Source organism: Verrucosispora sp. ts21, from assembly GCF_002879555.1.
Lineage (GTDB): Bacteria > Actinomycetota > Actinomycetes > Mycobacteriales > Micromonosporaceae > Micromonospora > Micromonospora gifhornensis.
The window spans coordinates 39,183-62,037 of the sequence record NZ_PNOZ01000026.1 but is presented as its reverse complement, the minus strand read 5'-3'; the positions used below and the strand labels follow the sequence as shown (position 1 = coordinate 62,037).

Sequence of the window (22,855 nt, the reverse complement as noted above, 5' to 3'; positions counted from 1 at the left end):
GACCGCAGTCGAGGAGTGGAACCGGTGTCTGATCTGTCCCAGATCGTCAAGGCGTACGACGTCCGTGGGACGGTGCCGCAGCAGTGGGACGAGGGGGTTGCCGCCGCCTTGGGCTCCGCCTTCGCGCAGATGCTCGACGCCACCGGCGATGCGGGAAAGGCCGTGCTGATCGGGCACGACATGCGCGCCTCCGGCCCGGCGCTGGCGGCCGCCTTCGCGACCGGCGTACGCGCCGAGGGGCGTGCGGTCATCGAGATCGGGCTCGCCTCGACCGACATGATCTACTACGCCTCCGGTTCGTTGGATCTGCCTGGCGCGATGTTCACCGCCAGTCACAATCCGGCGCAGTACAACGGCATCAAGATGTGCCACGCGGGAGCCCGCCCGGTCGGGCAGGACACCGGGTTGGCCGAGGTCCGTGAGCGGGCGCAGGCGCTGCTGGACAAGGGCGAGCCGGTCGGTGAGCCGACCGCGCCGGTGCACCGGCAGGATCTGCTCGCCGACTACGCGGCGCACCTGCGCACGTTGGTGGACCTGTCCGGCATCCGGCCGTTGACCGTGGTCGTGGACGCGGGCAACGGGATGGCCGGGCACACCGTGCCCAGCGTGCTCGGTGACGCCGCGTTGGCGGCCCTGCCGTTGCGGATCGTGCCGATGTACTTCGAGTTGGACGGCACGTTCCCCAACCACGAGGCCAACCCGCTGGACCCGGCCAACCTGGTCGACCTGCAACGCGCGGTGGTGGCGCACGGCGCGGACATCGGCCTGGCGTTCGACGGGGACGCCGACCGCTGCTTCGTCATCGACGAGCGCGGCGAGCCGGTCTCGCCGTCGGCGATCACCGCGCTGGTCGCGGCCCGGGAGTTGGCCAAGCACCCCGGCTCGACTGTCATCCACAACCTGATCACCTCGCAGGCGGTGCCGGAGATCATCCGGGAGCACGGCGGCGAGCCGGTGGTGGCCCGGGTGGGGCACTCGTTCATCAAGGCGGAGATGGCGCGTACCAACGCGATTTTCGGTGGTGAACACTCCGCCCACTACTACTTCCGGGATTTCTGGTTCGCCGACACCGGCATGCTGGCCGCGATGCACACCCTGGCCGCGCTCGGCGAGCAGCCGCAGCCGCTCTCCGTGCTCGGTGCCGAGTACGAGCGGTACGTCGCCTCCGGTGAGATCAACTCCACGGTGACGGACCAGGCCGCCAAGGTCGCCGAGGTGCGGGCCGCCTACCCGGATGCCGAGGTCGACGAACTGGACGGACTGACCCTGCGCTTCCCGGACGGGGCGTGGTTCAACCTGCGTGCCTCGAACACCGAGCCGTTGCTGCGGCTCAATGTCGAGGCGCCCACTGTGCAGCGAATGACGTCGCTGCGCGACGACGTGCTCGACCGGGTACGCCGATAAGATCGCTCGCGCCGTTCGGTGCCGCCGATCGGTGAAACCGCATACGTGGAAGGAGCCGCGCCGTGGCCCTCGACCCGCAGTTGCTGGAAATCCTCGCCTGCCCGGACACCCACCATGCCCCGCTCGACTACGACGCGCAGGCACAGACGCTGACCTGCACCGAGTGCGGCCGGATCTTCGAGGTCCGGGACGACGTCCCGGTGCTGCTGCTGGACGAGGCACGCGGCCCTGCGGAGCGGTCGTGATCGACGGGACGGCCGGGGTCAGCGGCCACCGCCACGCCGACGACCGACTGCTCGACGACCCGAAGGCGTTGGCCGAGCGGGATCCGGGTGGCATGCTGCGGCACACCGCCTCGGCCGGCGCGCAGGTGCGCGAGTCCGCCGCGCTGGCCGCCGAGGCGAACCTGTCGATGCTCGCCGACGACGGCCGTCCCCGCGCGGTCGTGATCGCCGGCATCGGCACCGCCGGGCGTACCGGTGACGTGCTGGCCACGGTCGCCGGGCCGCGCTGCCCGGTGCCGGTCATTGCGCACCGCAGCGCGGGCGTGCCGGGCTGGGTCGGTGCCGCCGACGTGGTGATCGCGGTCAGCGCCTCCGGTCGCAGCCCGGAGGCGCTCGGTGCCGCCGAGGCGGCGCACCGGCGCGGTGCCCGGCTGGTGGCCGTCGGCCCGGCCGACTCCCAGTTGCAGTCACTTGCCGAGCGGGCCCGTGCCCCGTTCATCCCGGTGCCCCGCCGGGCACCGGCGCGGGCCAGCCTCTGGGGCCTCACCGTGCCGGTGCTGCTCGCCGCCCGGGCGCTCGGTCTGGTGAAGGTCAACGAGGCGGACCTCGCCGAGACGGCGGCCCGGCTGGACGCCGACGCCGACCGCTGCCGGCCCACCGCGGAGTCCTTCGTCAACCCGGCGAAGTCGCTCGCCCTCGGCCTGGCCGGCTCCATCCCGATCGTGTGGGGTTCGTCCCCGCTCGCCTCGGTCGCGGCTCGCCGGTTCGGTGACACCCTGTCGGCCAACGCCCGCTACCCGGTGGTCACCGGGGCGCTCGGCGAGGCGGGCCGGGGTCGGGTCGGTCTGCTCGACGGCGTCTTCGGCGGCCTCGCCGAGGGCGAGCGGGACATCTTCGCCGACCCGGAGGAGTCGACGCCCGACGGCACCCGGCTGCGGCTGGTGCTGCTGCGCGACGGTGGCCTGAACGCCGAGGACGACGCCGACGAGCCTCTCGCGGTGGAGGAGCGGCGCGCCGACGCGGTGCAGACGCTCGCCGAGCGGCGGGGCGTACGGTGCGATGTGGTGACCGCCGAGGGCGGTTCGGCGCTGGAACGGCTGGCCTCCCTGGTGGCGGTGCCGGACTTCGCCTCGATCTATCTGGCCCTGGCACACGGCCTGGATCCGATGGCGGTGCCGGCGATCACGGAGATGAAGGAGCTGGCCAACCAGTGACCGGAACAGCGGCGGCATGAGCGCCGGGGGCGGCACCAGGGCGATCGTCGCGGCGTTGCTGGCCAATCTCGGCATCGCGGTGACGAAGTTCGTGGCGTACCTGCTGACGATGTCGTCGTCGATGCTGGCGGAGTCGATCCACTCGGTCGCCGACACCGGAAACCAGGCACTGCTGCTGGTCGGTGGCAAGCGGGCCCGGCGGGCACCCACCGCGCAGCATCCCTTCGGCTACGGCCGGGAGCGTTACGTCTACGCGTTCATCGTCGCCATCGTGCTGTTCAGCCTGGGCGGGGTCTTCGCGCTCTACGAGGCGTGGCACAAGTGGTCGGATCCACACGGGATCACCAGCTGGCAATGGGTGCCGGTGGCGGTGCTGCTGGTGGCGATCGGGTTGGAGTCGTTCTCGTTCCGTACCGCGATCAAGGAGTCCAACCTGGTCCGGGGCCGGCAGTCCTGGGCCAGGTTCATCCGCCGGTCCAAGGCGCCGGAGTTGCCGGTGGTGCTGCTGGAGGACTTCGGCGCCCTGGTCGGTCTGCTCTTCGCGCTGTTCGGCGTGGGGATGACCCTGGCCACCGGCGACGGCCGGTGGGACGCGGCGGGCACCGCGATGATCGGCCTGCTGCTTGTCACGATCGCGATCGTGCTCGCCCTGGAGACCAAGAGCCTGCTGCTCGGGGAGGGCGCCGAGCCGGCCGAGATCGCCGCCATCGAGCAGGCGGTCACCGGCGGGCCGGAGGTCGAGCGGATCATCCACATGAAGACGCTCTACCTCGGCCCGGAGGAGTTGATGGTGGCCGCGAAGATCGCGGTGGCGCGCTGGGAGACCGCCGAGGAGTTGGCGCGCGGCATCGACGCGGTGGAGGCCCGGATCCGTGCGGCGGTGCCGACCGCCAAGGTGATCTATCTGGAGCCGGACATCTACCGGGGAGAGGCCGGGCCGGCGGAGGCGTCCGGTCGATCGGGGAGCTGACCGGTGGAACTGCTGTACGGGCCGATCAAGGACTACGCGTGGGGTTCCCGCTGCGCCATCGCCGAGTTGCAGGGGCGTCCGGTGCCCAGCGAGGGCCCGGAGGCTGAACTCTGGTTGGGCGCTCATCCGGGTGCGCCGGCCAGCGTCGACCGGGACGGTGGCCGGGTCGCCCTGACCGAGGTGCTCGCCGCCGATCCGGCCGGCTGGCTCGGCCGGCGGGTCGTCGACCGGTTCGGCGCGCGACTGCCGTTCCTGCTGAAGGTGCTGGCCGCTGCGGCTCCGCTGAGCTTGCAGGCCCATCCGGACGCCGAGCAGGCCCGAGCGGGGTACGCCGCCGACGATGCCCGGTGCGACGGGCACCGCAACTACGTCGACCCGTTCCACAAGCCGGAGTTGCTTGTGGCGCTCGGGCCGATGGAGGCGCTCTGCGGTTTCCGGGATCCGGCGGTCTCGGCCGAGGTGTTGGCGGGGCTCGGCGTACCGGAGTTGGGGCCGGTGCTCGACGCGCTCGATGCCGGTGCGGCCGGGTTGGCCGAGGCCGTACGCCTGCTGCTGACCTGGCCGACGGCGGACCGTGCCGGGCTGGTGGCGGCGGTGCGCAAGGCGTCGGTGCGCAGGGCGGCGGTGGCCGGGCCGGACGCGGAACTGGTCGAGTTGCTGGCCGAGGCGTACCCGGCCGATCCGGGGGTGGTGGTGGCGTTGCTGCTCAACCGGGTGCGGTTGGCGCCGGGCGAGGCCATCTGGATGCCCGCCGGAAATCTGCACGCCTACCTGCGCGGTACGGGTGTGGAGGTGATGGCGGCCAGCGACAACGTCCTGCGTGGCGGGCTCACTCGCAAGCGCGTGGACGTGGCCGAACTGCTCCGGGTGCTTCGTTTCGAGGTGCTCGACCAGCCGGTGGTGGCGCCCCGACCGGTTGCGGACGGGGTGGTGACCTGGCCGGTTCCGGTGACGGATTTCGCACTGCACCGGGTGACGGTGGGTCAACAGCCCGAGGTCACCTTGACGGTGCCGGGGCCGTGGCTGGTGTTGTGCACGTCCGGGCAGGTGGACGTCGTCGACATGGTCGCCCCGGTGACGCTCGGGACGGGGCAGGCCGCGGTGGGGTCCGCCGCCGGCGGGTCACTCACGGTCAGCGGTGCGGGTGAGGTGTACGTCGCGTCGCCGGGGCACTGCTGAGTCGTCCGGGTTGTCGGAGCGAGGCCGACCCGGCAACACGCGAGTCCGACTTTTCCGGAATAACTTGACTCGGCACATGCGGAGTGTGACTCTATGAGTGCGCAGCGTTATCGCGACGAAGGTCCGAGAACGCGCGGGGGAACCAAACCGGGGGGATGCGCGGGGCGGCTGGAGATGGGCGGTGAAACGTCCGTCACTGGTCGCCCCGTGCGCTGTTTGCCCTCACGCCAGCCGTGATCGGGTGGGCGCGCGTAAAGTGAGAGGTTGCGCAGCACAATCGTCCGACAGGAGCTTTTATGACCAGCACCCTCCCGGCGTCCGCCAGCGGCACGTCGCCGAATGCCCGGCCGCGCACTCTCGCCGAAGGCGACTTCCGGGTGGCGGATCTGTCACTCGCCGAGTTCGGGCGCAAGGAGATCCGCCTCGCGGAGCACGAGATGCCCGGCCTGATGGCGATCCGCCGCGAGTTCGCCGAGGCGCAGCCTCTCGCGGGGGCGCGGATCACCGGTTCGCTGCACATGACGATTCAGACCGCCGTCCTGATCGAGACCCTGGTCGCGCTCGGCGCCGAGGTCCGCTGGGCCTCCTGCAACATCTTCTCCACCCAGGACCACGCCGCCGCCGCGATCGTCGTCGGCCCGGACGGCACCCCCGACGCCCCCGCCGGGGTTCCGGTGTACGCCTGGAAGGGCGAGACGCTGGAGGAGTACTGGTGGTGCACCGAGCAGGTGCTCGACTGGCCTGACGGGCAGGGCCCGAACATGATCCTCGACGACGGTGGCGACGCGACCCTGCTCGTCCACAAGGGAGTCGAGTTCGAGAAGGCCGGTGTCGTACCGCCGGTCGAGTCCGCCGACTCCGAGGAGTACGCGGTCATCCTCGGCGTACTGCACCGCTCGCTGGCCTCCGACGGCCAGCGGTGGACCCGGATCGCCGCCAACATCAAGGGCGTCACCGAGGAGACCACCACCGGCGTGCACCGGCTCTACGAGATGCACCGCGCCGGCACCCTGCTCTTCCCGGCGATCAACGTCAACGACTCGGTCACCAAGAGCAAGTTCGACAACAAGTACGGTTGCCGTCACTCGCTCATCGACGGCATCAACCGGGCCACCGACGTGCTGATCGGCGGCAAGATGGCGGTCGTGCTCGGCTACGGCGACGTGGGCAAGGGCTGCGCCGAGTCGCTGCGTGGCCAGGGCGCCCGGGTCGTGGTGACCGAGGTCGACCCGATCTGCGCCCTCCAGGCGGCAATGGACGGCTACCAGGTCGCCACCCTCGACGACGTGGTCGAGATCGCGGATATCTTCATCACCGCGACCGGCTGCTTCGACGTGATCACCAATGAGCACATGGCCCGGATGAAGCACCAGGCCATCGTCGGCAACATCGGTCACTTCGACAACGAGATCGACATGGCCGGTCTGGCCAAGCGCTCGGACGTCACCCGGGAGAACATCAAGCCGCAGGTCGACCTCTGGAAGTTCGACGACGGCCACGCGATCATCGTGCTCTCCGAGGGACGTCTGCTGAACCTGGGCAACGCCACCGGTCACCCGAGCTTCGTGATGTCGAACTCGTTCGCGAACCAGACGATCGCCCAGATCGAGCTGTTCACCAAGACCGAGGAGTACCCGATCGGCGTCTACGTGCTGCCCAAGCACCTGGACGAGAAGGTCGCCCGGCTGCACCTGGCCGCCCTCGGTGCCAAGCTCTCCACGCTTACCAAGGAGCAGGCCGCGTACCTCGGCGTCGCCGTCGAGGGCCCGTTCAAGCCGGATCACTACCGCTACTGATCAGGTTCGTCGAACCGGGTCGACCCTTCCTCGGGTCGGCCCGGTTCGGCATGTCAGGCCGGGCTGCGGGTCAACGCGGGTTGCTGCGGCGGCCGGGGCGGATCCAGGTCCAGACGCACCAGATCAGCCAACCCACCGACACCAGCGCGGCCAGGGTGCGTAGCCGCAGCGCGCTGAGCAGCAGCACCACCGCGAGTACCGCCAGCCACGGCCCGAAACCTCTCACCACTGCCTCCCCGGTGTCCGCTCGACACCGGCCACCGGCATCGCTCGCGTCTCAGTGTCCGCCCGTCCCGTCGGCCCCGCTGCGGCGGGCCGGCACCGACGGGCGTACGCCGATCAGGCCGCCCGGCGCGGCCTGCCCCGCCTCGACCGCTCGCGGGCTCGGCACCGGACCTCGGGCCGAGGTCGGCGCAGGGTCGGGCAGCGTCGGCTCGGCGGACCGGAGGAGCGGTGTCGGCTCGGCCGACCGGAGGGTCGGCGTCGAGCCCAGTTGCGGCCACAGCGCGGCGGCCAGCCCGCGTTCACCGGCGAGCCGTTGGCGGGCCCGGCGGTGCCGCTCGCCCAGGACGGCGGCCAGGTAGACCGACTCCGGCAGCCCCGGTGGGGGCGGCGGACCGGTCGTCGCGGCGACCTCCCGCCACAACTGCCGGGCCAGGTCGCTGCGGGCCGGCTCGGCGAACTGGTGGGACCGGGTCAGATACTGCCGGGTGGTCAGCGCCAGGCTCGGGTCCAGCCGGCTCAGATCCAGCGTGTACGCCCACGAGGTCAGCACCGGCAGCGGGGCCGGCACCGGACGCCAGCTGACCGCGGTGCGGGTGTGCACGACAAGCGTGCCCGCCACCAGGTCACCGAGGCGTCGACCCCGAGCGTCGGTGAGCATCACCGTCGCACCGGCGACCCAGGACAGCAGCGGCAGCACCAGACCCGGCCACTCGACGGCGACCCCGACCAGCGCCCGGGTCAGCGACTGGCGCAGCCCCACCGGGCCACCGTCGTGGCTCACCACCCGCAGCCCGACCGCGGCCTTGCCCGGCGTGCGCCCTTCGTTGAGCCGTTCGAAACACACCGGGTAACCGATCAGCAGCAGGACCACCCCGACGGTGAGCAGCGCCCGTTCCAGGGCAGCGTCGAACACGCCGTAGGGCAGGGCGGCCAGCGCCAGCGTGACGATCACGATGAGCAGCAGGCCGAACACCAGCTGAAGCAGTACGTCGATCAGCAGCGCGAGCACCCGGGAACCGATTCGGGCGGCCCGTACGTCCAGCCGTACGGCCTCTCCGCTGACCAGACCGGCGTCACCGGCGGCCGGGACGGTCCACCGCGCTGCTGTGCTCACCTACGACAGTGAACACTATGATCGCGCGGACGGGGGTGGCTGGCGGTGGATCTCGACGCGTACGTCGCGGAGCATGGCGGGGAGTGGCGTCGGCTGAGCCAGCTCTGTGACCGGCGGCGGCTCGACGCCGCCGAGGTCGACGAGCTGGTGGCGCTATACCAGCGGGTCACCACCCACCTGTCGGTGCTGCGCAGCCGCTCTCCCGATCCGGCGCTGCTGGGCGAGTTGTCCCAGGTGGTGCTCCGGGCCCGGGCCCGGCTCACCGGCCGACCCCGGCCGTCCTGGGCGGCGGTACGCGGGTTCCTGCTGGCCGGGTTTCCCGGGGCGGTCTGGCGGGCGGCACCGTGGTGGTGCGCGGTGGCCACCGTCTTCACCCTGCTCACCTTCACGCTCATCGGGTTCGTCGCGGACAACCCGGAGACGGCCGCGGCCTTCATCGGTGACGAGGAGGCGGCGCACCTGGTCGAATCCGGGTTCGCCGGCTACTACACGGAGTTCTCCGCGCCGACGTTCGCCTTCCACCTCTGGACGCACAATGCCTGGTTGGCGGCGAAGTGCCTGGCCGCGGGAGTGCTTATCGTCCCGGTCGGCTACCTGCTCTGGCAGAACGTGCTGAACATCGGCGTGGTCGGTGGGGTGATGATCTCCTACGGCCGGGCGGACGTCTTCTTCGGCCTGATCACCCCGCACGGGTTGCTGGAGCTGACCGGGGTCTTCGTCGCCGCCGGGGTGGGGCTGCGTACCGGCTGGGCCTGGATCTCGCCACCGGAGCAGCTGACCCGGGGGCAGGCGGTGGCTCGGGCGGGCCGCGACGCCATCCTGGTCGCCCTCGGCCTGGTCGGGGTGTTCGCGGTCGCCGCGGTGATCGAGGCGTTCGTGACCCCCGCACCCGTGCCGACGGCCGTACGCGTCGCCGTCGGTGCCGCCGCGTGGCTCGGCTTCCTGGCCTACGTCGTGCTGCTCGGCTCCCGGGCCAGAGCCGACATCGACGATCGGTGACGGCGAGGGCCGCCAGGAGGTCGACTCAGAGCCGGCCGGTGGCCTTGAGGCGCAGGTAGGTGTCGGCCAGGGCCGGAGCCAGCCGGGGGGCGGGCACGTCCACCACAGCGACGTCGTAACGGGCCAGCGCCGCCGTCAGCCGGTCACGTTCGGCGAGCGTACGCCAGGCAGCGGCGGCGTTGTAGGCGTCCCGCGGATGGCGGGGCGGTGTGCTGGTGAGGGCGGTCAGCACCGGATCCTGGGCCGCCGCCACCAGCACCCGGTGCCGGGCGGCGAGCCGGGGCAGCACCGGCAGCAGTCCCGACCCGAGCGCCCCGGGCTCCAGCGAGGTGAGCAGCACCACCAGACTGCGCGGCCGGTGGCGGCGCAGCAGTTCGCCCGCGATCAGCTGGAAGTCGGTCTCGACAAGCGCCGGTTGCAGGGGGGCCAGCGCATGTGCCAGCCGGGGCCACTGGGCCGGTCGTTCGGCACCGCCGATCGAGGCGCGCGACACGGCATCGGCGGCCAGCACGTCCACCCGGTCACCGGCCCGCGCGGCCAGGGCGGTGAGCAGCAGGGCCGCGTCGATCGAGGCGTCCAGCCGGGGCTCGTCGCCGAGCAGCACTGCGGAGGTACGGCCGGTGTCCAGCACGCACACCAGCCGCCGGTCCCGTTCCGGCCGCCAGGTGCGTACCAGCACCTCGGCCCGGCGGGCACTGGCCCGCCAGTCGATGGACCGTACGTCGTCGCCGGGCACGTACTCGTGCAGGGTGTCGAACTCGGTGCCCGCCCCGCGTCCCTGGCCGACCTGCGTGCCGTCGATCACCCGCAGCCGGGACAGCTTCTCGGGCAGATGTCGGCGGGAGTCGAAGCGGGGCAGCACCCGCAGCGTCCACGGTGGGGTGGGCGGACGTCCGGTGCGCTGCCGGAACGCCAACCCGAGCGGCCCGAGCGAGCGGACCGTCAGCGCCACCGCCGGCCGGTCACCGCGGCGGGTCGGGGTGAGCCGGCTGGGCAGGGCCGCCACGTCACCGGCGGGCACGTGCACGACGCGGTCGGGTGGTACGTCCGGCTGTGCCCCGGCCGACGGCACCCAGGCATCGCGGACCTGGGCGTGCAGCGTCCGGCCGGAGGCGTTGTGCAGCTGCACCGTGACGGTGGCGGTCTCACCGAGCCGGACGGAACGATCACCGTCGCGCTCGGCGGTGATCCCGCGCAGCGGTGCGGCCAGCCCGAAGTCCAGGGCGCACAACAGCAGGACCACGCCGGTCATCACCGCCACCCCGACGAAGGGCGCCGGCCAGGCGGGCAGGGTCAGCGCACCGACCGCGAGCAGTGCCGCCGCCCGCCACGTCATCGTGGTGCGGGCACGGTGGCGAGCACCGAGTCCAGTACGGCGTCCATCCCGACCCCCTCCAGTTCGGCCTCCGGGCGCAGCCGCAGCCGGTGCCGCAGGGTGGGCCGGGCCATCGCCTTCACGTCGTCGGGCACCACGTGGTCGCGCCCGGCCAGCCAGGCCCACGCCTTGGCGGTGCCGAGCAGCGCGGTCGCCCCACGTGGCGAGGCGCCCAGTTCGAGCGCGGGCGTGGCGCGGGTGGCCCGGCACAGGTCGACGACGTAGCCGAACAGTGGCTCGGCGACGTGCACCCGGCCGACCGCCGCGCGGGCCACGGCGAGGTCGGTCGCGTCGGCCACCGGGCGTACGCCGGCGGCGGCCAGGTCCCGGGGGTCGAAGCCGGCGTGGTGGGCGCGCAGGACGCCCAACTCCTCCTCACGGCCGGGTAGCGGCACGGTGAGCTTGAGCAGGAACCGGTCCAGCTGCGCCTCGGGCAGCGGGTAGGTGCCCTCGTACTCCACCGGGTTCTGGGTGGCGGCGACGATGAAGGGGTCGGGCAGCGGATGCTGCGTGCCCTCGATGGTGACCTGCCGTTCCTCCATCACCTCCAGCAGGGCGGACTGGGTCTTCGGCGGCGTGCGGTTGATCTCGTCGGCGAGCAGCAGGTTGGTGAAGACGGGTCCTTCCCGGAAGGTGAAGGCCGCCGTACGGGCGTCGAAGATCATCGAGCCGGTCACGTCGCCCGGCATCAGGTCGGGGGTGAACTGCACCCGTCGCGTCGACAGGTCCAGCGCCGCGCCGAGGGTGCGTACCAGGAGCGTCTTGGCCACCCCGGGGACGCCCTCCAGCAACACGTGACCACGGCAGAGCAGGGCGATGATCAGCCCGGTGACCACCCCGTCCTGCCCGACGACCGCCTTGGCCACCTCGGTACGCAGTCGGTGCAGCGCGGCCCGGCTGGGGTCGGCGGCCAGCGGGTCGCTGAGCGTGGCGGGTCGGGTCACCGGGGATCTCCTTCGGATCGGGGCAGCGGCGGCCGAACTGGGGAAGGTCGTGGGTCGCGGGCGGTGCGATCCAGGTCCTTCGCCAGTTCCAGCAGTTCCTGGTCGGTGTCCGGGGCGTCGCCGTGGAGCAGGTCACGAACGGTGTCCGGGTGTTCGCCGGTCTCGGCGGCCACGACGGCGGCCACGTCGGGGGTGTCGGCCGGCAGATGCAGTCGTCGCCCCAGCCGGTCCTTCGCGGCGGCGCGGAGCACCTCGGCGGCGCTCTGGTGAGCCTTCGCCTGATGGTAGAGACGAGCCCGGCCGAAGACCGTCTCCGCGGCCGGGACGGTCACCGGCAGCGGTTCGGGCGTGGGCGGGCCGAAGCGGCGGGCCCGGGCGACGGCGATCAGCAGTGCAGCCAGTACGAGCTGCGCCAGCAGCGCCCAGAACCAGGGGGGAAAGGCCGACCAGAGCGGGTTGCTGGTCTGCTCCCGGCCCGGTCCGCCGGAGCCGGAGGCGTTACCGCCCGGTGGTGCGGCAGGCGTGGTCTCGGTGCTGTCGCCGGCACCCGGATCACCCTGGTCGTCGTCGGGTTCGTCGTAGGGTCCGCCGTCCGGCTCGGACGGTGGTGTGGTCCGGACGGTGCTGGGTGTGGGTGGTGGAGGTGCCGGTCCGTCGAGGTCGAGCCAGAGCACCCGGCCGGTGGTGGCGAGCAGAGCGGTGGCGAAGAGTTCGTTGTCCCACTCGCCGATGCGACCGTTGCGGAATGGGTCACTTGCGCCCACCACCACGTTCTCGGCCGCACCGGGTAGTCGGGCCAGCCCGGCGGAGTAGCAGAGGTCCACCGAGCCGGGCGGGCCGGTGGGGGCGTACCGCTGCCGGGCGACGGCGGCTGTCGCGCCGGTGACCTCGGGCAGTGCGCAGGGCCCGGTGAGGTGTGGGGCGACGGCCCGGGCCGCCCACCGCCGACCTGCCGGTCGCAGTGGCATCCCGGCGGCGTCCAGCACCCGCCGGGGAGGGTCGACGAGCACCAGGCGGGTGTGGCCGGGCAGCAGGTTCAGGTCGTCGACTGTCTGCGGGTGCAGCAGTTGCGGGGCCGGTACGAACAGGGTGGCCGGGCCGGACCTCGCCGCCCGCAGCGCCGCGAGGGTGTCGGTCTCCCGCCGTACCTGCACGCCACGTTCGGCCAGGCCGGCCGCCAACCGGCTGCCGCCGTCGTCCCCGGTCGACAGCGGTGACAGGAATCCCGCGTCGGTCTGGTTCGGCTGGTCGATCGCGTGGGTGACCAGGGTCGTGATGACCACCAGGGCGCTCAGCAACACCGGAATCAGGATGCGGTGCCGCCGGCGGCGTACCCTCGGCGCGCTCATCGGGCGTACTCCCCGGAACCGTCGCCCCCGCCGCTGCCGGCTGGTACCGCGCCGCCGCTGCCGGCTGGTACCGCGCCGTCGCTGCTGTCGGCGGGCCGGTCGGTGAGCAGCCGGTGCAGCGTGGCGGCGTGGTCGCGTACCTGCTTGTCGTGGTCGGCGGTGCCGGGACGCTGGGCGTACCAGACGCGGGCGAAGATGGTCGCCGCGGCGGCCACCGGCGGCCCGGCCGGTGGGTGGCGGGTGGCGGCTGCCTCGACGATCTCGGTGACCGTCGTGCCGGGGCGTACCGACACCAGGCCACGGTCGGACAGTTCCCGGACCATGCCGCGCAGCCGCTCCCGGATCGCCTCGTCGTAGCGTCCTTCGGCGGCCAGCCGGTCGGCAAGCGAGACATGGTGCGCCGGTGGTCCGGTCGGCTGAGGCGACTCAGGGTCGACGGCAGCGTCGGTGTCGACCCGGCGCGGCCGGGGTGCCCGAGGGGGACGTCGGCGCCGACGCAGTCGGGGCAACCGGCGCGGTCGGGGAAAGCGGCGCGGCACCCAGGCGGGGTAGGTGTACCAGCCGGCGGCGGCCAGCACGGTGGCGAGCACCAGCAGCAACGCGACAAGGGGCAGCGGTACGTGATCACCGAGTGCGGCCGTGGTCTCGGTCCACCAGCGGGTGAAGCTCATCCGCCCACCGCCAACAGGGTGCTCTGCGGCGCGTCGACGGGTGCCCGGGAGAGGCGGATGTCCAGCCCCTCGGTGCGGATCCGGGTCTCCACGTGCAGGACCGCGTCCAGGCAGGCCAGCCCGGCATAGCCGACCATGTTGACGGCCGTCCACAGCAGCATGGCCACGGCGACTGCCCAGCCCGTCGCGATCAGGTTCAGGCCGGACAACCCGGTGAACAGGCCCCAGGCGAGACCGACCCGCAGCAGCCACCAGACGAGGTAGCCGAGCAGCCGCAGACCGGCGGCACGGCCGCCGACCCGCAGCGCGAGGGTGACGGAACGGGCCGGCGCACGCAGCGGCCTGAGCCGGTCCAGGGCCAGTGCCGGGGCCACCCCGCCGAGCAGTGCGAATCCGAGGAACCAGGTCGGGCCGGGCAGGGACGCCAGCAGCATCGTGACGCCGACGACCGGGCAGAGCAGCAGGGTGGCGCCCCAGCGGGCATCCCGGGGGCGGAGCAGGTCCCGAACGCTGGCCGGGCGGCCGACCAGGGCGCTGCCGGCGGCCCTGGCGGCCGGGTTGCCGAGCAGCGTGATGATCATGGCTTCGGTAGCTGCGCCGATGGCGAGCAGGACCAGGAAGGGGCCCAGGCTGCCCATCGACAGGGTCCACCACAGTGGTGGCTCGACGCCGACGGCGGACCGCAGGGGCAGCAGGAGGAGTTGTTCGACGAGGGCGAGCGCTCCGGCCAGGGGAAGCAGTGCCCCCAGGTGCCCACGCAGCAGCAGTACTGCGGAGTCGAGCAGTTCACCGACGGTGAGCGGCCGGTTGGGGAGTACGGCGATCGAGCCGGCGTGGGGCACGCGCACTCCTGTCGAAGGCGGGGGCGGTGGCGCGCGGGGACGCAGCCAGGGATCATGTTGACACGCGCGAGTCGGACAGGTGGAGCCCCGGCCGGTGGGGCGGCTCGTGTGAGCGGTGTACCGGCGGGTGCTGGGCACGGCGTGGGTCCCGGCAGTAGCGTGCCGGGATGACGCCCGAACCCCCTGAACTGAACGGGATGGAAACATTAACCCCATGAGAGCCCGGGTACTGGTGGTCGACGACGACCCTGCGCTCGCCGAGATGCTCGGCATCGTCCTGCGTAGTGAGGGGTTCATGCCCTCGTTCGTGGCGGACGGGGAACGCGCGCTGGCTGCGTTCCGCGACAATCGTCCCGATATCGTCCTGCTTGACCTCATGTTGCCCGGAATGAGCGGCATCGACGTCGCGCGGGCGATCCGAGCCGAGTCCGGCGTACCGATCGTGATGCTGACCGCCAAGAGCGACACCGTCGACGTGGTGCTCGGCCTGGAGTCCGGGGCCGACGACTACGTGGTGAAGCCGTTCAAGCCCAAGGAACTGGTGGCCCGGATGCGGGCCCGGTTGCGCCGGGGCGAGGACGCCGCGCCGGAGTTGCTCACCATCGGCCCGCCCGGCAACCAGATCGCCATCGACGTGCCGGCACACACCGTCAGTCGCAACGGCGAGGAGGTGAAGCTGACCCCGCTGGAGTTCGATCTGCTTGTCGCGCTGGCCCGCAAGCCGCGCCAGGTCTTCACCCGGGAGGTCCTGCTGGAGCAGGTCTGGGGCTACCGGCACGCGGCCGACACCCGGCTGGTGAACGTGCACGTGCAGCGCCTGCGGGCCAAGATCGAGCCGGATCCGGAGCGACCTGAAATCATCCTCACCGTGCGGGGCGTGGGCTACAAGGCGGGTACCGGATAGCCTGGGTCGCACTGTGACCGCCTCCCCGATTCCGGACCCTGACACCACGTCCCGCCGTCCCGGCGCGGGGCGGGAGTTGTGGCGTCGGCTCAGCGGTCGGGCCGCCCGCGTGTTCGCCGGCCTGCACCACACCTGGCGACGCTCGTTGCAGGTACGGGTGGTCACTATCACACTCGTGGTGTCGAGCCTGCTGGTGGGCGGTTTCGCCTACCTGATCGCCGGCAAGATCACCAGCATTCTGCTGGACAACGCCAAGACCGACGTACGGCTTCGGTTGACCAGCGGAGCGGAGTACGCGGCCAAGCAGTTCAGCCTCTACAGCCAGCCGCAGGAGGCCCAGCTCCAGGAGACCATCGACGGCACGGTCAACTATCTGGCCGGCGGTGACCCGCAGCAGACCAGCGGCGTGGTGGTGGCGCTGACCGCGGACGGCGTCGGTGGCATGATCCTGCCGCGCAGTTCGCCCGCGGTGGACTTCCGGCCGTTGATCAGCCCCGAGCTGCGGGCGGCGGTGGCCGGCGGCAACGTGGCCAACCAGATCCAGACCGGCCGGCTCACCGGCGAACGGGACACCAAGTACCTGGTCTACGGCTCGCCGGTACCGACCCGCTTCGGTCAGGTGGAGCTCTACTACTTCGTACCGCTGACGTTGCAGGATTCGACGGCCAGCCAGGCGCGGGCCACGGTGCTCGCCACCGGCCTCGCCCTGGTGCTGCTGCTCGGCCTGCTCGCGGCGCTGGTGACCCGGCTGGTGGTGACACCGGTACGGGTGGCGGCCCGCACCGCCCAGCGGCTCTCCGCCGGGCTGCTCGACCAGCGGATGGCGGTCAACGGCGAGGACGACCTGGCCCTGCTCGCCGCCTCCTTCAACCAGATGGCCACCAACCTGCAACGGCAGATCCTGCGTCTGGAGGAGATGTCGCGACTGCAGCGGCGGTTCACCTCGGACGTCTCGCACGAGCTGCGTACCCCGTTGACCACGGTACGGATGGCCGCCGATCTGATCTTCGCCGAGCGTGACGGGTTCGAGCCGTCGGTGGCGCGCAGCGCCGAGCTGCTGCAAGCCGAGCTGGACCGCTTCGAGGAGTTGCTGACGGACCTGCTGGAGATCAGCCGGTTCGACGCGGGTTTCGCAGTCCTCGACGCCGAGCCGACCGACCTGGTACCAGTGGTGCACCGGGTGGTGGACCGCCTCTCCGGCCTGGCCGAACGCGTCGGCGTGGAGATCGAACTGGACGTGCCGGCGGCCCCGGTGATCGCCGAGATCGACCCGCGCCGGGTCGAGCGGGTGCTGCGCAACCTGGTCGGCAACGCCGTGGAGCACGGCGAGGGGCGGCCGGTGCGGATCACCCTGGGGATGGACGACACCGCCGTCGCGGTCACCGTCCGCGATCATGGCGTCGGGCTCAAGCCCGGCGAGGAGAAGTTGGTCTTCAACCGGTTCTGGCGCGCCGATCCGTCCCGGGCCCGGCAGACCGGCGGCACCGGGCTGGGCTTGTCGATCAGCTTGGAGGACGCCCGGCTGCACGGTGGCTGGCTGGAGGCGTGGGGCGCGCCGGGGCAGGGCGCACAGTTCCGGCTCACCCTGCCGGCGCGGGCCGGTGACCGGCTGATCACCTCGCCGCTGCGGCTGGTGCCGGCGGACGCGACCGTGTCGTTCGGCGCGACGTCGACCGAGAGCCTGCTGGCCATCGGCCCGGGACCGGACGGGGCACTTACGGTGGGGCCGGCGAATCCGGTCCCCGAGCAGCGCGCGGAGGTGGCTTCGTGAGGCGACGACTGCTCAGCGGCGCGCTCGGCGTGACGCTGGTGCTGGCCGGCGCGGTCGGTTGCGGCATCCCCGACCGGTCGGAGGTACAGACCGAGCAGCGGGGGCCCGCGGCGGAGGCCAGCTGGTCGCTGGGCCGGGGCAGCGAACCGCCGGCCCGGGAAGCCAGCGGAAGCGACGCCGAGGCCTTCGTCCGCAACTTCCTGGCCGCCGCGGCCGGTGAGCCGGACCGGGCGTACGACCGGGTCAAGCAGTACATCGCGGTGGCGGAGCGCGGCGGCCTGCAGGTGAAGCAGGGCAGCGAGGTGGCGCTGTCGGTGGTACGCCTCACCGACGACCCGGTGATCGAGCCGGACGTCGACAGCATGAAGGTCACCATCAGCGTGCAGCAGGTCGGCCTGCTGCGGGCCAACGGCATGCTGGTGCCGCCGCTGGCCACCGAGACGACGTACGAGTTCCGCCTGATCAACGCCGGTCCGGCGGGCCAGGACGACGCCGGGTTCTACGTCAGCGGCCCACCGAACGTGTTGCTGCTCAGCGACGAGGCGCTGCGCCTGTACTACCAGGCCGAATCCATCTACTTCTGGAACTCCGAACGGACCCGGCTGGTGCCCGACCAGCGGTACCTCTCCTCGGCGGTGCCCGCCGAGCGTCGGGTGAGCGAGGTGGTCCGTTGGCTGACCGCAGGCCCGTCGGACTGGCTGCGGGTAGGGGTCTCCGGGCTGCCCGACCGCACCGAGATGATCAACAATGCCACCGGCTCGGACGGCCGGTGGGAGGTCAACCTCGACATGCCGGGCGCCGACGACGTCCGGTTGGAGCAGTTCGCCACCCAGCTGGCCTGGTCGCTGCTGGAGCTGGACGGCATCCTCGAGATCAAGATCCTGAACCAGTCCCGGAAGCTTGTCGACCTGGGCGAACAGCGGGCGTCGAATCAGCTGTACCAGCTCGACGACAGCAGCACCCGACGGTTCTGCGTCTACGAGGGCGCGATCCACGCGCTCGCCGTGGCCAACGAGCCGATCGGCCGGGTTCCGGTGGCGGCCGAGGCGAACCACGACGTGCTCTCCGCCGGGCTGCGCCGCGCCGGCAGCGACGTGTTGGCCGCCCTGGTGGTGAGCGACGGTGCCGGGCAGCGGCTGCGGGTCGGCCGGGGCCGGGACGTGGTGGAGAGCTTCATGACGGGGCCGGCGCACACCGTGATCGGTCGGCCGGTCTGGCTGCGTACCGACAGCGATCAGCCGGCGGGTCTGGTGGTCGCCGACGGCGAGCTGTACCGCTTCGACGACCGGGGAGCCATGCGCCCGGTGCAGCTCGGCCTGCCCGGCCGGGTCGACGCGGTGGCGGCCTCGCTGGACGGGCACCGGATCGCCCTGATCGTCGGCGGTGCGCTGCACGTGGCCGCGATCAGTTGGGAGGGCGGGGTGCCGACCATCGGCCCGGCCCGACGCCTGGCGACCTCACTGAACCGCCTGACCGCGGTCGACTGGTGGGCCGAGAGCCGCATGCTGGTGGCCGGGGCCGCCGGTCGACCCGCGATCTACGACGTCAGCGTCGACGGGGCGCTGGAGACCCGGCTGCGCGACGACGCCGGTGCCGAGGTCACCCACCTGGCCGCCCACCCCGCCACCCCGACCTCGCCGCTCGCCGCCACGTTCATGTACGAGGCCAACGGGGTGACCTACCGCAACAACCCGTTCGAGCGGATCGTGCGCGAACAGGTCCAGGAGGTCACGGCACCACCGACCGGGGTCCGCCCGGGCAACCCCACCGCCCCCGTCTTCCTCTACTGAGTCGACCGTGCTGCGCGGGCTGTGGGCGGATCTGGCCGACCTGGCCCTGCCCACCGAATGCGCCGGCTGCCGGCAGCGCCGGCCCGGGCTGCGGCACGGCGTCTGCCCGGACTGCGTGACCGCACTGCAGGCGCTGCGCCCCGGCGAGGTCCGACCGGTACCGGCCCCGGTGGGGTTACCGCCCTGTCACGCGCTCGGCAGCTACGGCGGGCCGTTGCGGGAAACCCTGCTGGCGTACAAGGAACATGGCCGACACGGTCTGGCCCGGCCGTTGGGCGTGCTGCTCGCCGAGGTCGTGGCCGATGCGGTCGGCTCGGCCCGACCGCTGGTGCTGGTGCCCGTTCCGGACACCCCGGCGGCGGCCCGGGCCCGCTTCGGCGACCATCTCGGCCGGCTCGCCCGGCACTGCGCCCGTCGGCTCGACGCGGCAGGCTGGCCGGTACGCGTGGACCGGCTGGTACGCGCGCTGCCCCGGCCCGACTCGGTCACCCTGGACAGCGCCGGCCGGGCGGCGACGGCCCTGGCCGCCTTCCGGGTACGGCCGGACGCCGGCCCGGTGCTGCCCGGCGCGACAGTGGTCCTGCTGGACGACATCGTCACCACCGGGTCGACACTTGCCGCGATCAGTCAATTGCTGGCCGTACAAGGAATGTCGCCGTCGGTGGCGGCTGTGCTGGCAGCCACGGAAAAAAGGCACCAACGGTGACGGATTGTGTTTCCGATTCACTCCTTCGTGTGTGATCTTTGCAAAATTCCGGCCGTTGTCGAGGACTGGGGATGACGACCGGGCAAACAAGAGTTAGCGTTTGCTTGTCGAGGGTAGGAGGTCAGCCACCCACCCCCGGCGGTGAGAGGAGGCGTAGCCGTATTGACCGGTCGACGCCGAGCGGGGCCCCTCCCCGGACGCGCGACCGGAGTTTTTCGGAGCAAAGACCGTCCGAAGAAGGAGGTCACGGTGGACATCGTGGTCAAGGGCCGTAACGTCGAAGTGCCGGATCATTACCGGGTGCACGTAGCAGAAAAACTGGCGAAGATCGAACGTTACGACCACAAGCTGATTCGTGCCGAGGTGGAGCTTTTCCACGAGCGCAATCCGCGCCAGGCCGACCACTGCCAGCGAGTGGAAATCACCTGCTTCTCCCGGGGCCCGGTGATCCGGGCAGAGGCCTGCACGAGCGACTTCTACAGCGCCCTGGACGCCGCGATCGCCAAGCTCGACGCCCGACTCCGCCGCGCCGCCGACCGGCGTCGGGTGCACCGCGGCCGGCACGCGCCGCTGTCGGTCGCCGCCGCCACCGCCGGCCTGCCGGTAACCGACCTCCCCTCCGCCGCCCTGGGCGCACCGGCCGGCGCCGCCACCGCGGTCGCCGAGCGTGCCGAGGAGGACGAGTACGACGACCAGCCGTGGCACATCGCCCGGGAGAAGGTGCACCCGGCCGAGCCGATGACCGTCGACGACGCGTTGTTCCAGATGGAGCTCGTCGGCCACGACTTCTACCTGTTCCAGGACAAGGAATCGGGTCGTCCGAGCGTCGTCTACCGACGGCACGCCTACGACTACGGCATCATCTCGCTGGACATCTGACCGGCGTCGGTGCGGGCCGGGGCGGCAGCGCCCCGGCCCGCACCACTGCGTCTGCGGTCAGTCCCGCAGTTCGCCGGGCAGCAGCCCGTACACGGTCGAGTCGCCGCGGCTGCCCTCCGCGCCGGGCAGCCGGGCGCGCAGCAGCCCCTCGTAGCGGAAGCCGGCCCGTTCCAGCACCCGCCGGGAGGCCTGGTTCTCCGGGAGGGTGCCGGCCCACAGCCGGGCCAGACCGACCTGTTCGAAGCCCCACCGGGCGAGCAGCCGCACCGTGCGGGTCGCGTAGCCGCGTCCCCGCCACTGCGGGAACAGGCTGTAGCCGAGCATCGCCTGCCCGCCGGGCTGGTCGGGCAGCAACATGCAGGTTCCGGCCACCGACCCCGAGGCCGCGTCGAGGATGGTCATCGACGCGACCGTGCCGACCAGCCACTGGTGCGCCGCACCGACGCCGCGCCGGACGAGCTCCTCGCGGGCCGGCGGGCCCGGTGGCACCCGGCTGGCCACCACGGCCGGGTCGGTGTTCAGGCGGTACATCTCGTCGGTGTCCTCGGGTTCGAGCCGCCGCAGCACGATCACCCCGTCGGTGAGTCGCCCGCCGGGCAGGTCGGGCAGCAGGCGGGGGTACGGCCCGGGCGGATCGTCGGCCAGTCGTACCCAGACGGCCAGGTCCCGTCGGCCGCCATCGCGCGCCCGGCCGCCACCTCGACGTATCCCCTCGGATCGGAAGCCGGCGGCCAGCGCGACCCGCTGACTTGCCACGTTCTCGACCTGGGCGAGCAGTTCCAGCCGGTCGATGCCGCCGGTGAAGGCGCGCTCGGCCAGTGCCCGGGTGGCCGCCGTGGCCACCCCGCGTCCCCGCGCGTCCGGATGCACCCAGTAGCCGATCTCGGCCTGCCGTCGCTGCGGCATCGGGTGGCTCAGCCCGATCGTGCCGAGCAAGCGGTCGGTGGCCGGATCGGCCACGGCGTACGCGGCCCCACCGGCGGCGAACGCCGCGGGAGCAGCCTCGGTGATCCACCACCGGGCGTCGGCCTCGGTGTACGGGCTGGGCAGGCCGTCGAGGAAGCGCTGGGTCAGCGGGTCGGCGCAGCCGACGACGACATCGGCCTCGTCGTCCGGACGGAACGGCCGCAGGCGTACGCCGTGGGTTTCGATCGTCTCGGGGGTCACACCGTCACCTGGCCCGGTGCCGGCCGGCCGTCGGTGCCTGCGCCGGTCTGTGCCGCGCTGCTCGGCGGGGCCAGGTCCTCGGCCAGCAGCGCGCCGACCCAGGCGTCGACCCGGGTGCCGCGGTGGTTAAGCGCAGCCCGGGCGGTGCCCTCCATGGTGAAGCCGACCTTCTCGGCGACCCGGCGGGAGGCGACGTTGCCGACGTTGGCCCACCACTCGATGCGGGCCAGCCCGAGCGTGGCGAAGCCCCAGGTGGTGAGCGCCGCCAGAGCTGCCGTCTGGTAGCCCCGACCCCGGGCGTGCGGCGCGGTCATGAAGCCGACGGTCGCCAGCAGCGGGTCGCCGGAGGACAGCCGCAGGTCGATCGAGCCGGCGTAGCGGTCCTGCTCGTCGGCGATCACGAAGCTGGCCGCGGTGCCGTCGGCCCAGCAGTCCTCGCAGTGGGCCAGGAAGGACACGGCTGCCGACCGGTCGTAGGCCTCCGGGACGGTGGTCCACCGCAGGGTGTCCGGATCCTGGCAGGTGATCACCACCGCGTCGAGGTCGCGTTCCTCCAGCGGACGCAGGCGCAGCTCGCATCGCGATGTGCTGGCGAAGACTGTGGGCTGGGCCCGGCCGAAGACGGCGGCCCGGCGAGCCTCCAGGGAGCCCGGGCCGGCCGGACCGACCTCGCCGGGCGCCGGCACCTCACCGGGCAGCAGCGAGCCGAACCACTCGTGGCTGCCGTGCGCCGGGTCGGCGGCGCGCAGCCGACCCTCGATCCGGAAGCCGCTGCGCAGGGCGACCAGCCGGGCGGCGTGGTTGCCCGCCCGGGACGTCCAGAGCAGCCGGCGCAGGTCCAGTTCCGCGAAGGACCACCGGGCGAGGGCGCGGACGGCGCGTACCGCCACACCCTGACCGCGCGCCCACGGGGCGGTCCAGTAGCCGATCTCGCTCAACTGCCGGCTCTGGTCGATTCGTTGCAGATCAACGGCGCCGAGGAGTCGACCGGTGGCGGCGTCACAGACCGCGAAGGCGGCTGCCGTGCCCTCCGCCCACTGGCGCGTACGGCAGGCGATGAACCGTTGCGCGTTCTGCTGCCGGTAGGGTCGGGGGAAGTCGATCCAGCGCTGGATCTCCGGATCCTGGCACGCGCGATGCAGGTCGTCGGCGTCGGTCGGCCGCCACGGCCGGAGCGTCAGTCCGGCCTCGGTGATCTCCACGGGCTCCATTCGACCCATCGTGCCGGATCGTTCGCCCACGGCGTAACGGGTAAACCGGGCGCGTAGCCTGGAGCGTCGGACGTTATGTCGGTTTCGCGATGGCCGAGGGTCGCCACCAGTGACCATTGGC

General features: G+C 72.3%; 21 protein-coding genes. 12 read left to right on the top strand and 9 right to left on the bottom strand.

Annotated elements, in window-relative coordinates:
* The first annotated feature begins 24 nt into the window (after positions 1–24).
* From C1A38_RS13865 to ahcY, 6 genes are all read left to right on the top strand, one after another.
* Positions 25–1,404 carry a phosphomannomutase/phosphoglucomutase gene (locus C1A38_RS13865; RefSeq protein ID WP_102658253.1) on the top strand — a complete coding sequence of 460 codons (1,380 nt, stop codon included), beginning with the start codon at positions 25–27 and terminating at the stop codon, positions 1,402–1,404.
* A 62-nt stretch (positions 1,405–1,466) separates the two neighbouring features.
* Positions 1,467–1,649: a Trm112 family protein gene (locus tag C1A38_RS13860; protein ID WP_013731721.1), complete on the top strand. Its 183-nt coding sequence runs from the start codon at positions 1,467–1,469 to the stop codon at positions 1,647–1,649.
* The gene (locus tag C1A38_RS13855) at positions 1,646–2,842 is read left to right on the top strand and encodes an SIS domain-containing protein (protein WP_102658235.1); all 1,197 of its coding nucleotides are present in this window, start codon (positions 1,646–1,648) and stop codon (positions 2,840–2,842) included. The genes C1A38_RS13860 and C1A38_RS13855 overlap by 4 nt, the downstream gene beginning before the upstream one ends.
* A 16-nt stretch (positions 2,843–2,858) precedes the next feature.
* A complete protein-coding gene (locus C1A38_RS13850; protein WP_102658234.1) occupies positions 2,859–3,812 on the top strand; it encodes a cation diffusion facilitator family transporter in 954 nt (317 codons plus the stop codon).
* A gap of 3 nt (positions 3,813–3,815) precedes the next feature.
* Complete coding sequence (gene manA, locus C1A38_RS13845) at positions 3,816–4,991, top strand: mannose-6-phosphate isomerase, class I (protein WP_102658233.1); 1,176 nt, start codon at positions 3,816–3,818, stop codon at positions 4,989–4,991.
* A 296-nt stretch (positions 4,992–5,287) separates the two neighbouring features.
* On the top strand, positions 5,288–6,787 hold the full coding sequence (gene ahcY / locus C1A38_RS13840) for an adenosylhomocysteinase (protein ID WP_102658232.1): 1,500 nt from the start codon (positions 5,288–5,290) through the stop codon (positions 6,785–6,787).
* 70 nt (positions 6,788–6,857) lie between these two features.
* Here ahcY and C1A38_RS31365 read toward each other — a convergent pair whose 3' ends face one another.
* Entirely contained in the window at positions 6,858–7,013 is a 156-nt protein-coding gene (locus C1A38_RS31365; RefSeq protein ID WP_199180203.1) for a hypothetical protein, read from the bottom strand.
* Positions 7,014–7,064: 51 nt separating this feature from the next.
* Complete coding sequence (locus C1A38_RS13835) at positions 7,065–8,126, bottom strand: RDD family protein (RefSeq protein WP_102658231.1); 1,062 nt, start codon at positions 8,124–8,126, stop codon at positions 7,065–7,067.
* A 45-nt stretch (positions 8,127–8,171) separates the two neighbouring features.
* On the opposite strand from C1A38_RS13835, the gene C1A38_RS13830 reads away from it, so the two are divergent.
* Entirely contained in the window at positions 8,172–9,125 is a 954-nt protein-coding gene (locus tag C1A38_RS13830; protein ID WP_102658230.1) for a stage II sporulation protein M, read from the top strand.
* A gap of 25 nt (positions 9,126–9,150) precedes the next feature.
* Here the strand turns inward: C1A38_RS13830 and C1A38_RS13825 are convergent, their stop codons facing one another.
* The 5 genes from C1A38_RS13825 to C1A38_RS13805 are packed head-to-tail and all read right to left on the bottom strand — an operon-like array spanning position 9,151 to position 14,306.
* Positions 9,151–10,461, bottom strand: a complete 1,311-nt coding sequence (locus tag C1A38_RS13825) for a DUF58 domain-containing protein (protein ID WP_102658229.1) — start codon at positions 10,459–10,461, stop codon at positions 9,151–9,153.
* Positions 10,458–11,444 (bottom strand): AAA family ATPase, encoded by a 987-nt coding sequence (locus C1A38_RS13820; protein ID WP_199180200.1) that lies wholly within the window; start codon positions 11,442–11,444, stop codon positions 10,458–10,460. Before C1A38_RS13820 ends, C1A38_RS13825 begins: the two co-directional genes overlap by 4 nt.
* On the bottom strand, positions 11,441–12,793 hold the full coding sequence (locus tag C1A38_RS13815; protein ID WP_199180199.1) for a DUF4350 domain-containing protein: 1,353 nt from the start codon (positions 12,791–12,793) through the stop codon (positions 11,441–11,443). Before C1A38_RS13815 ends, C1A38_RS13820 begins: the two co-directional genes overlap by 4 nt.
* The gene (locus tag C1A38_RS13810; protein WP_102658228.1) at positions 12,790–13,464 is read right to left on the bottom strand and encodes a DUF4129 domain-containing protein; all 675 of its coding nucleotides are present in this window, start codon (positions 13,462–13,464) and stop codon (positions 12,790–12,792) included. Before C1A38_RS13810 ends, C1A38_RS13815 begins: the two co-directional genes overlap by 4 nt.
* Positions 13,461–14,306 (bottom strand): hypothetical protein, encoded by an 846-nt coding sequence (locus C1A38_RS13805; RefSeq protein ID WP_102658251.1) that lies wholly within the window; start codon positions 14,304–14,306, stop codon positions 13,461–13,463. The genes C1A38_RS13810 and C1A38_RS13805 overlap by 4 nt, the downstream gene beginning before the upstream one ends.
* Positions 14,307–14,520: 214 nt before the next feature.
* Between C1A38_RS13805 and mtrA the strand changes: the two genes are divergently transcribed.
* The 5 genes from mtrA (at position 14,521) to hpf (ending at position 20,356) form a co-directional block, all read left to right on the top strand.
* On the top strand, positions 14,521–15,210 hold the full coding sequence (gene mtrA / locus C1A38_RS13800; RefSeq protein WP_013731734.1) for an MtrAB system response regulator MtrA: 690 nt from the start codon (positions 14,521–14,523) through the stop codon (positions 15,208–15,210).
* 13 nt (positions 15,211–15,223) lie between these two features.
* Positions 15,224–16,981: an MtrAB system histidine kinase MtrB gene (gene mtrB, locus C1A38_RS13795; RefSeq protein WP_102658227.1), complete on the top strand. Its 1,758-nt coding sequence runs from the start codon at positions 15,224–15,226 to the stop codon at positions 16,979–16,981.
* A complete protein-coding gene (locus tag C1A38_RS13790; RefSeq protein WP_102658226.1) occupies positions 16,978–18,771 on the top strand; it encodes an LpqB family beta-propeller domain-containing protein in 1,794 nt (597 codons plus the stop codon). The genes mtrB and C1A38_RS13790 overlap by 4 nt, the downstream gene beginning before the upstream one ends.
* 7 nt (positions 18,772–18,778) lie before the next feature.
* On the top strand, positions 18,779–19,477 hold the full coding sequence (locus C1A38_RS13785; protein ID WP_102658225.1) for a ComF family protein: 699 nt from the start codon (positions 18,779–18,781) through the stop codon (positions 19,475–19,477).
* 249 nt (positions 19,478–19,726) lie between these two features.
* A complete protein-coding gene (gene hpf, locus C1A38_RS13780; RefSeq protein WP_102658224.1) occupies positions 19,727–20,356 on the top strand; it encodes a ribosome hibernation-promoting factor, HPF/YfiA family in 630 nt (209 codons plus the stop codon).
* Between the two features lie 57 nt (positions 20,357–20,413).
* Here the strand turns inward: hpf and C1A38_RS13775 are convergent, their stop codons facing one another.
* A complete protein-coding gene (locus C1A38_RS13775; RefSeq protein WP_102658223.1) occupies positions 20,414–21,523 on the bottom strand; it encodes a GNAT family N-acetyltransferase in 1,110 nt (369 codons plus the stop codon).
* Positions 21,520–22,734, bottom strand: coding sequence for a GNAT family N-acetyltransferase (locus C1A38_RS13770; RefSeq protein WP_102658222.1), 1,215 nt, complete (start codon positions 22,732–22,734; stop codon positions 21,520–21,522). The genes C1A38_RS13775 and C1A38_RS13770 overlap by 4 nt, the downstream gene beginning before the upstream one ends.
* Positions 22,735–22,855 lie beyond the last annotated feature (121 nt).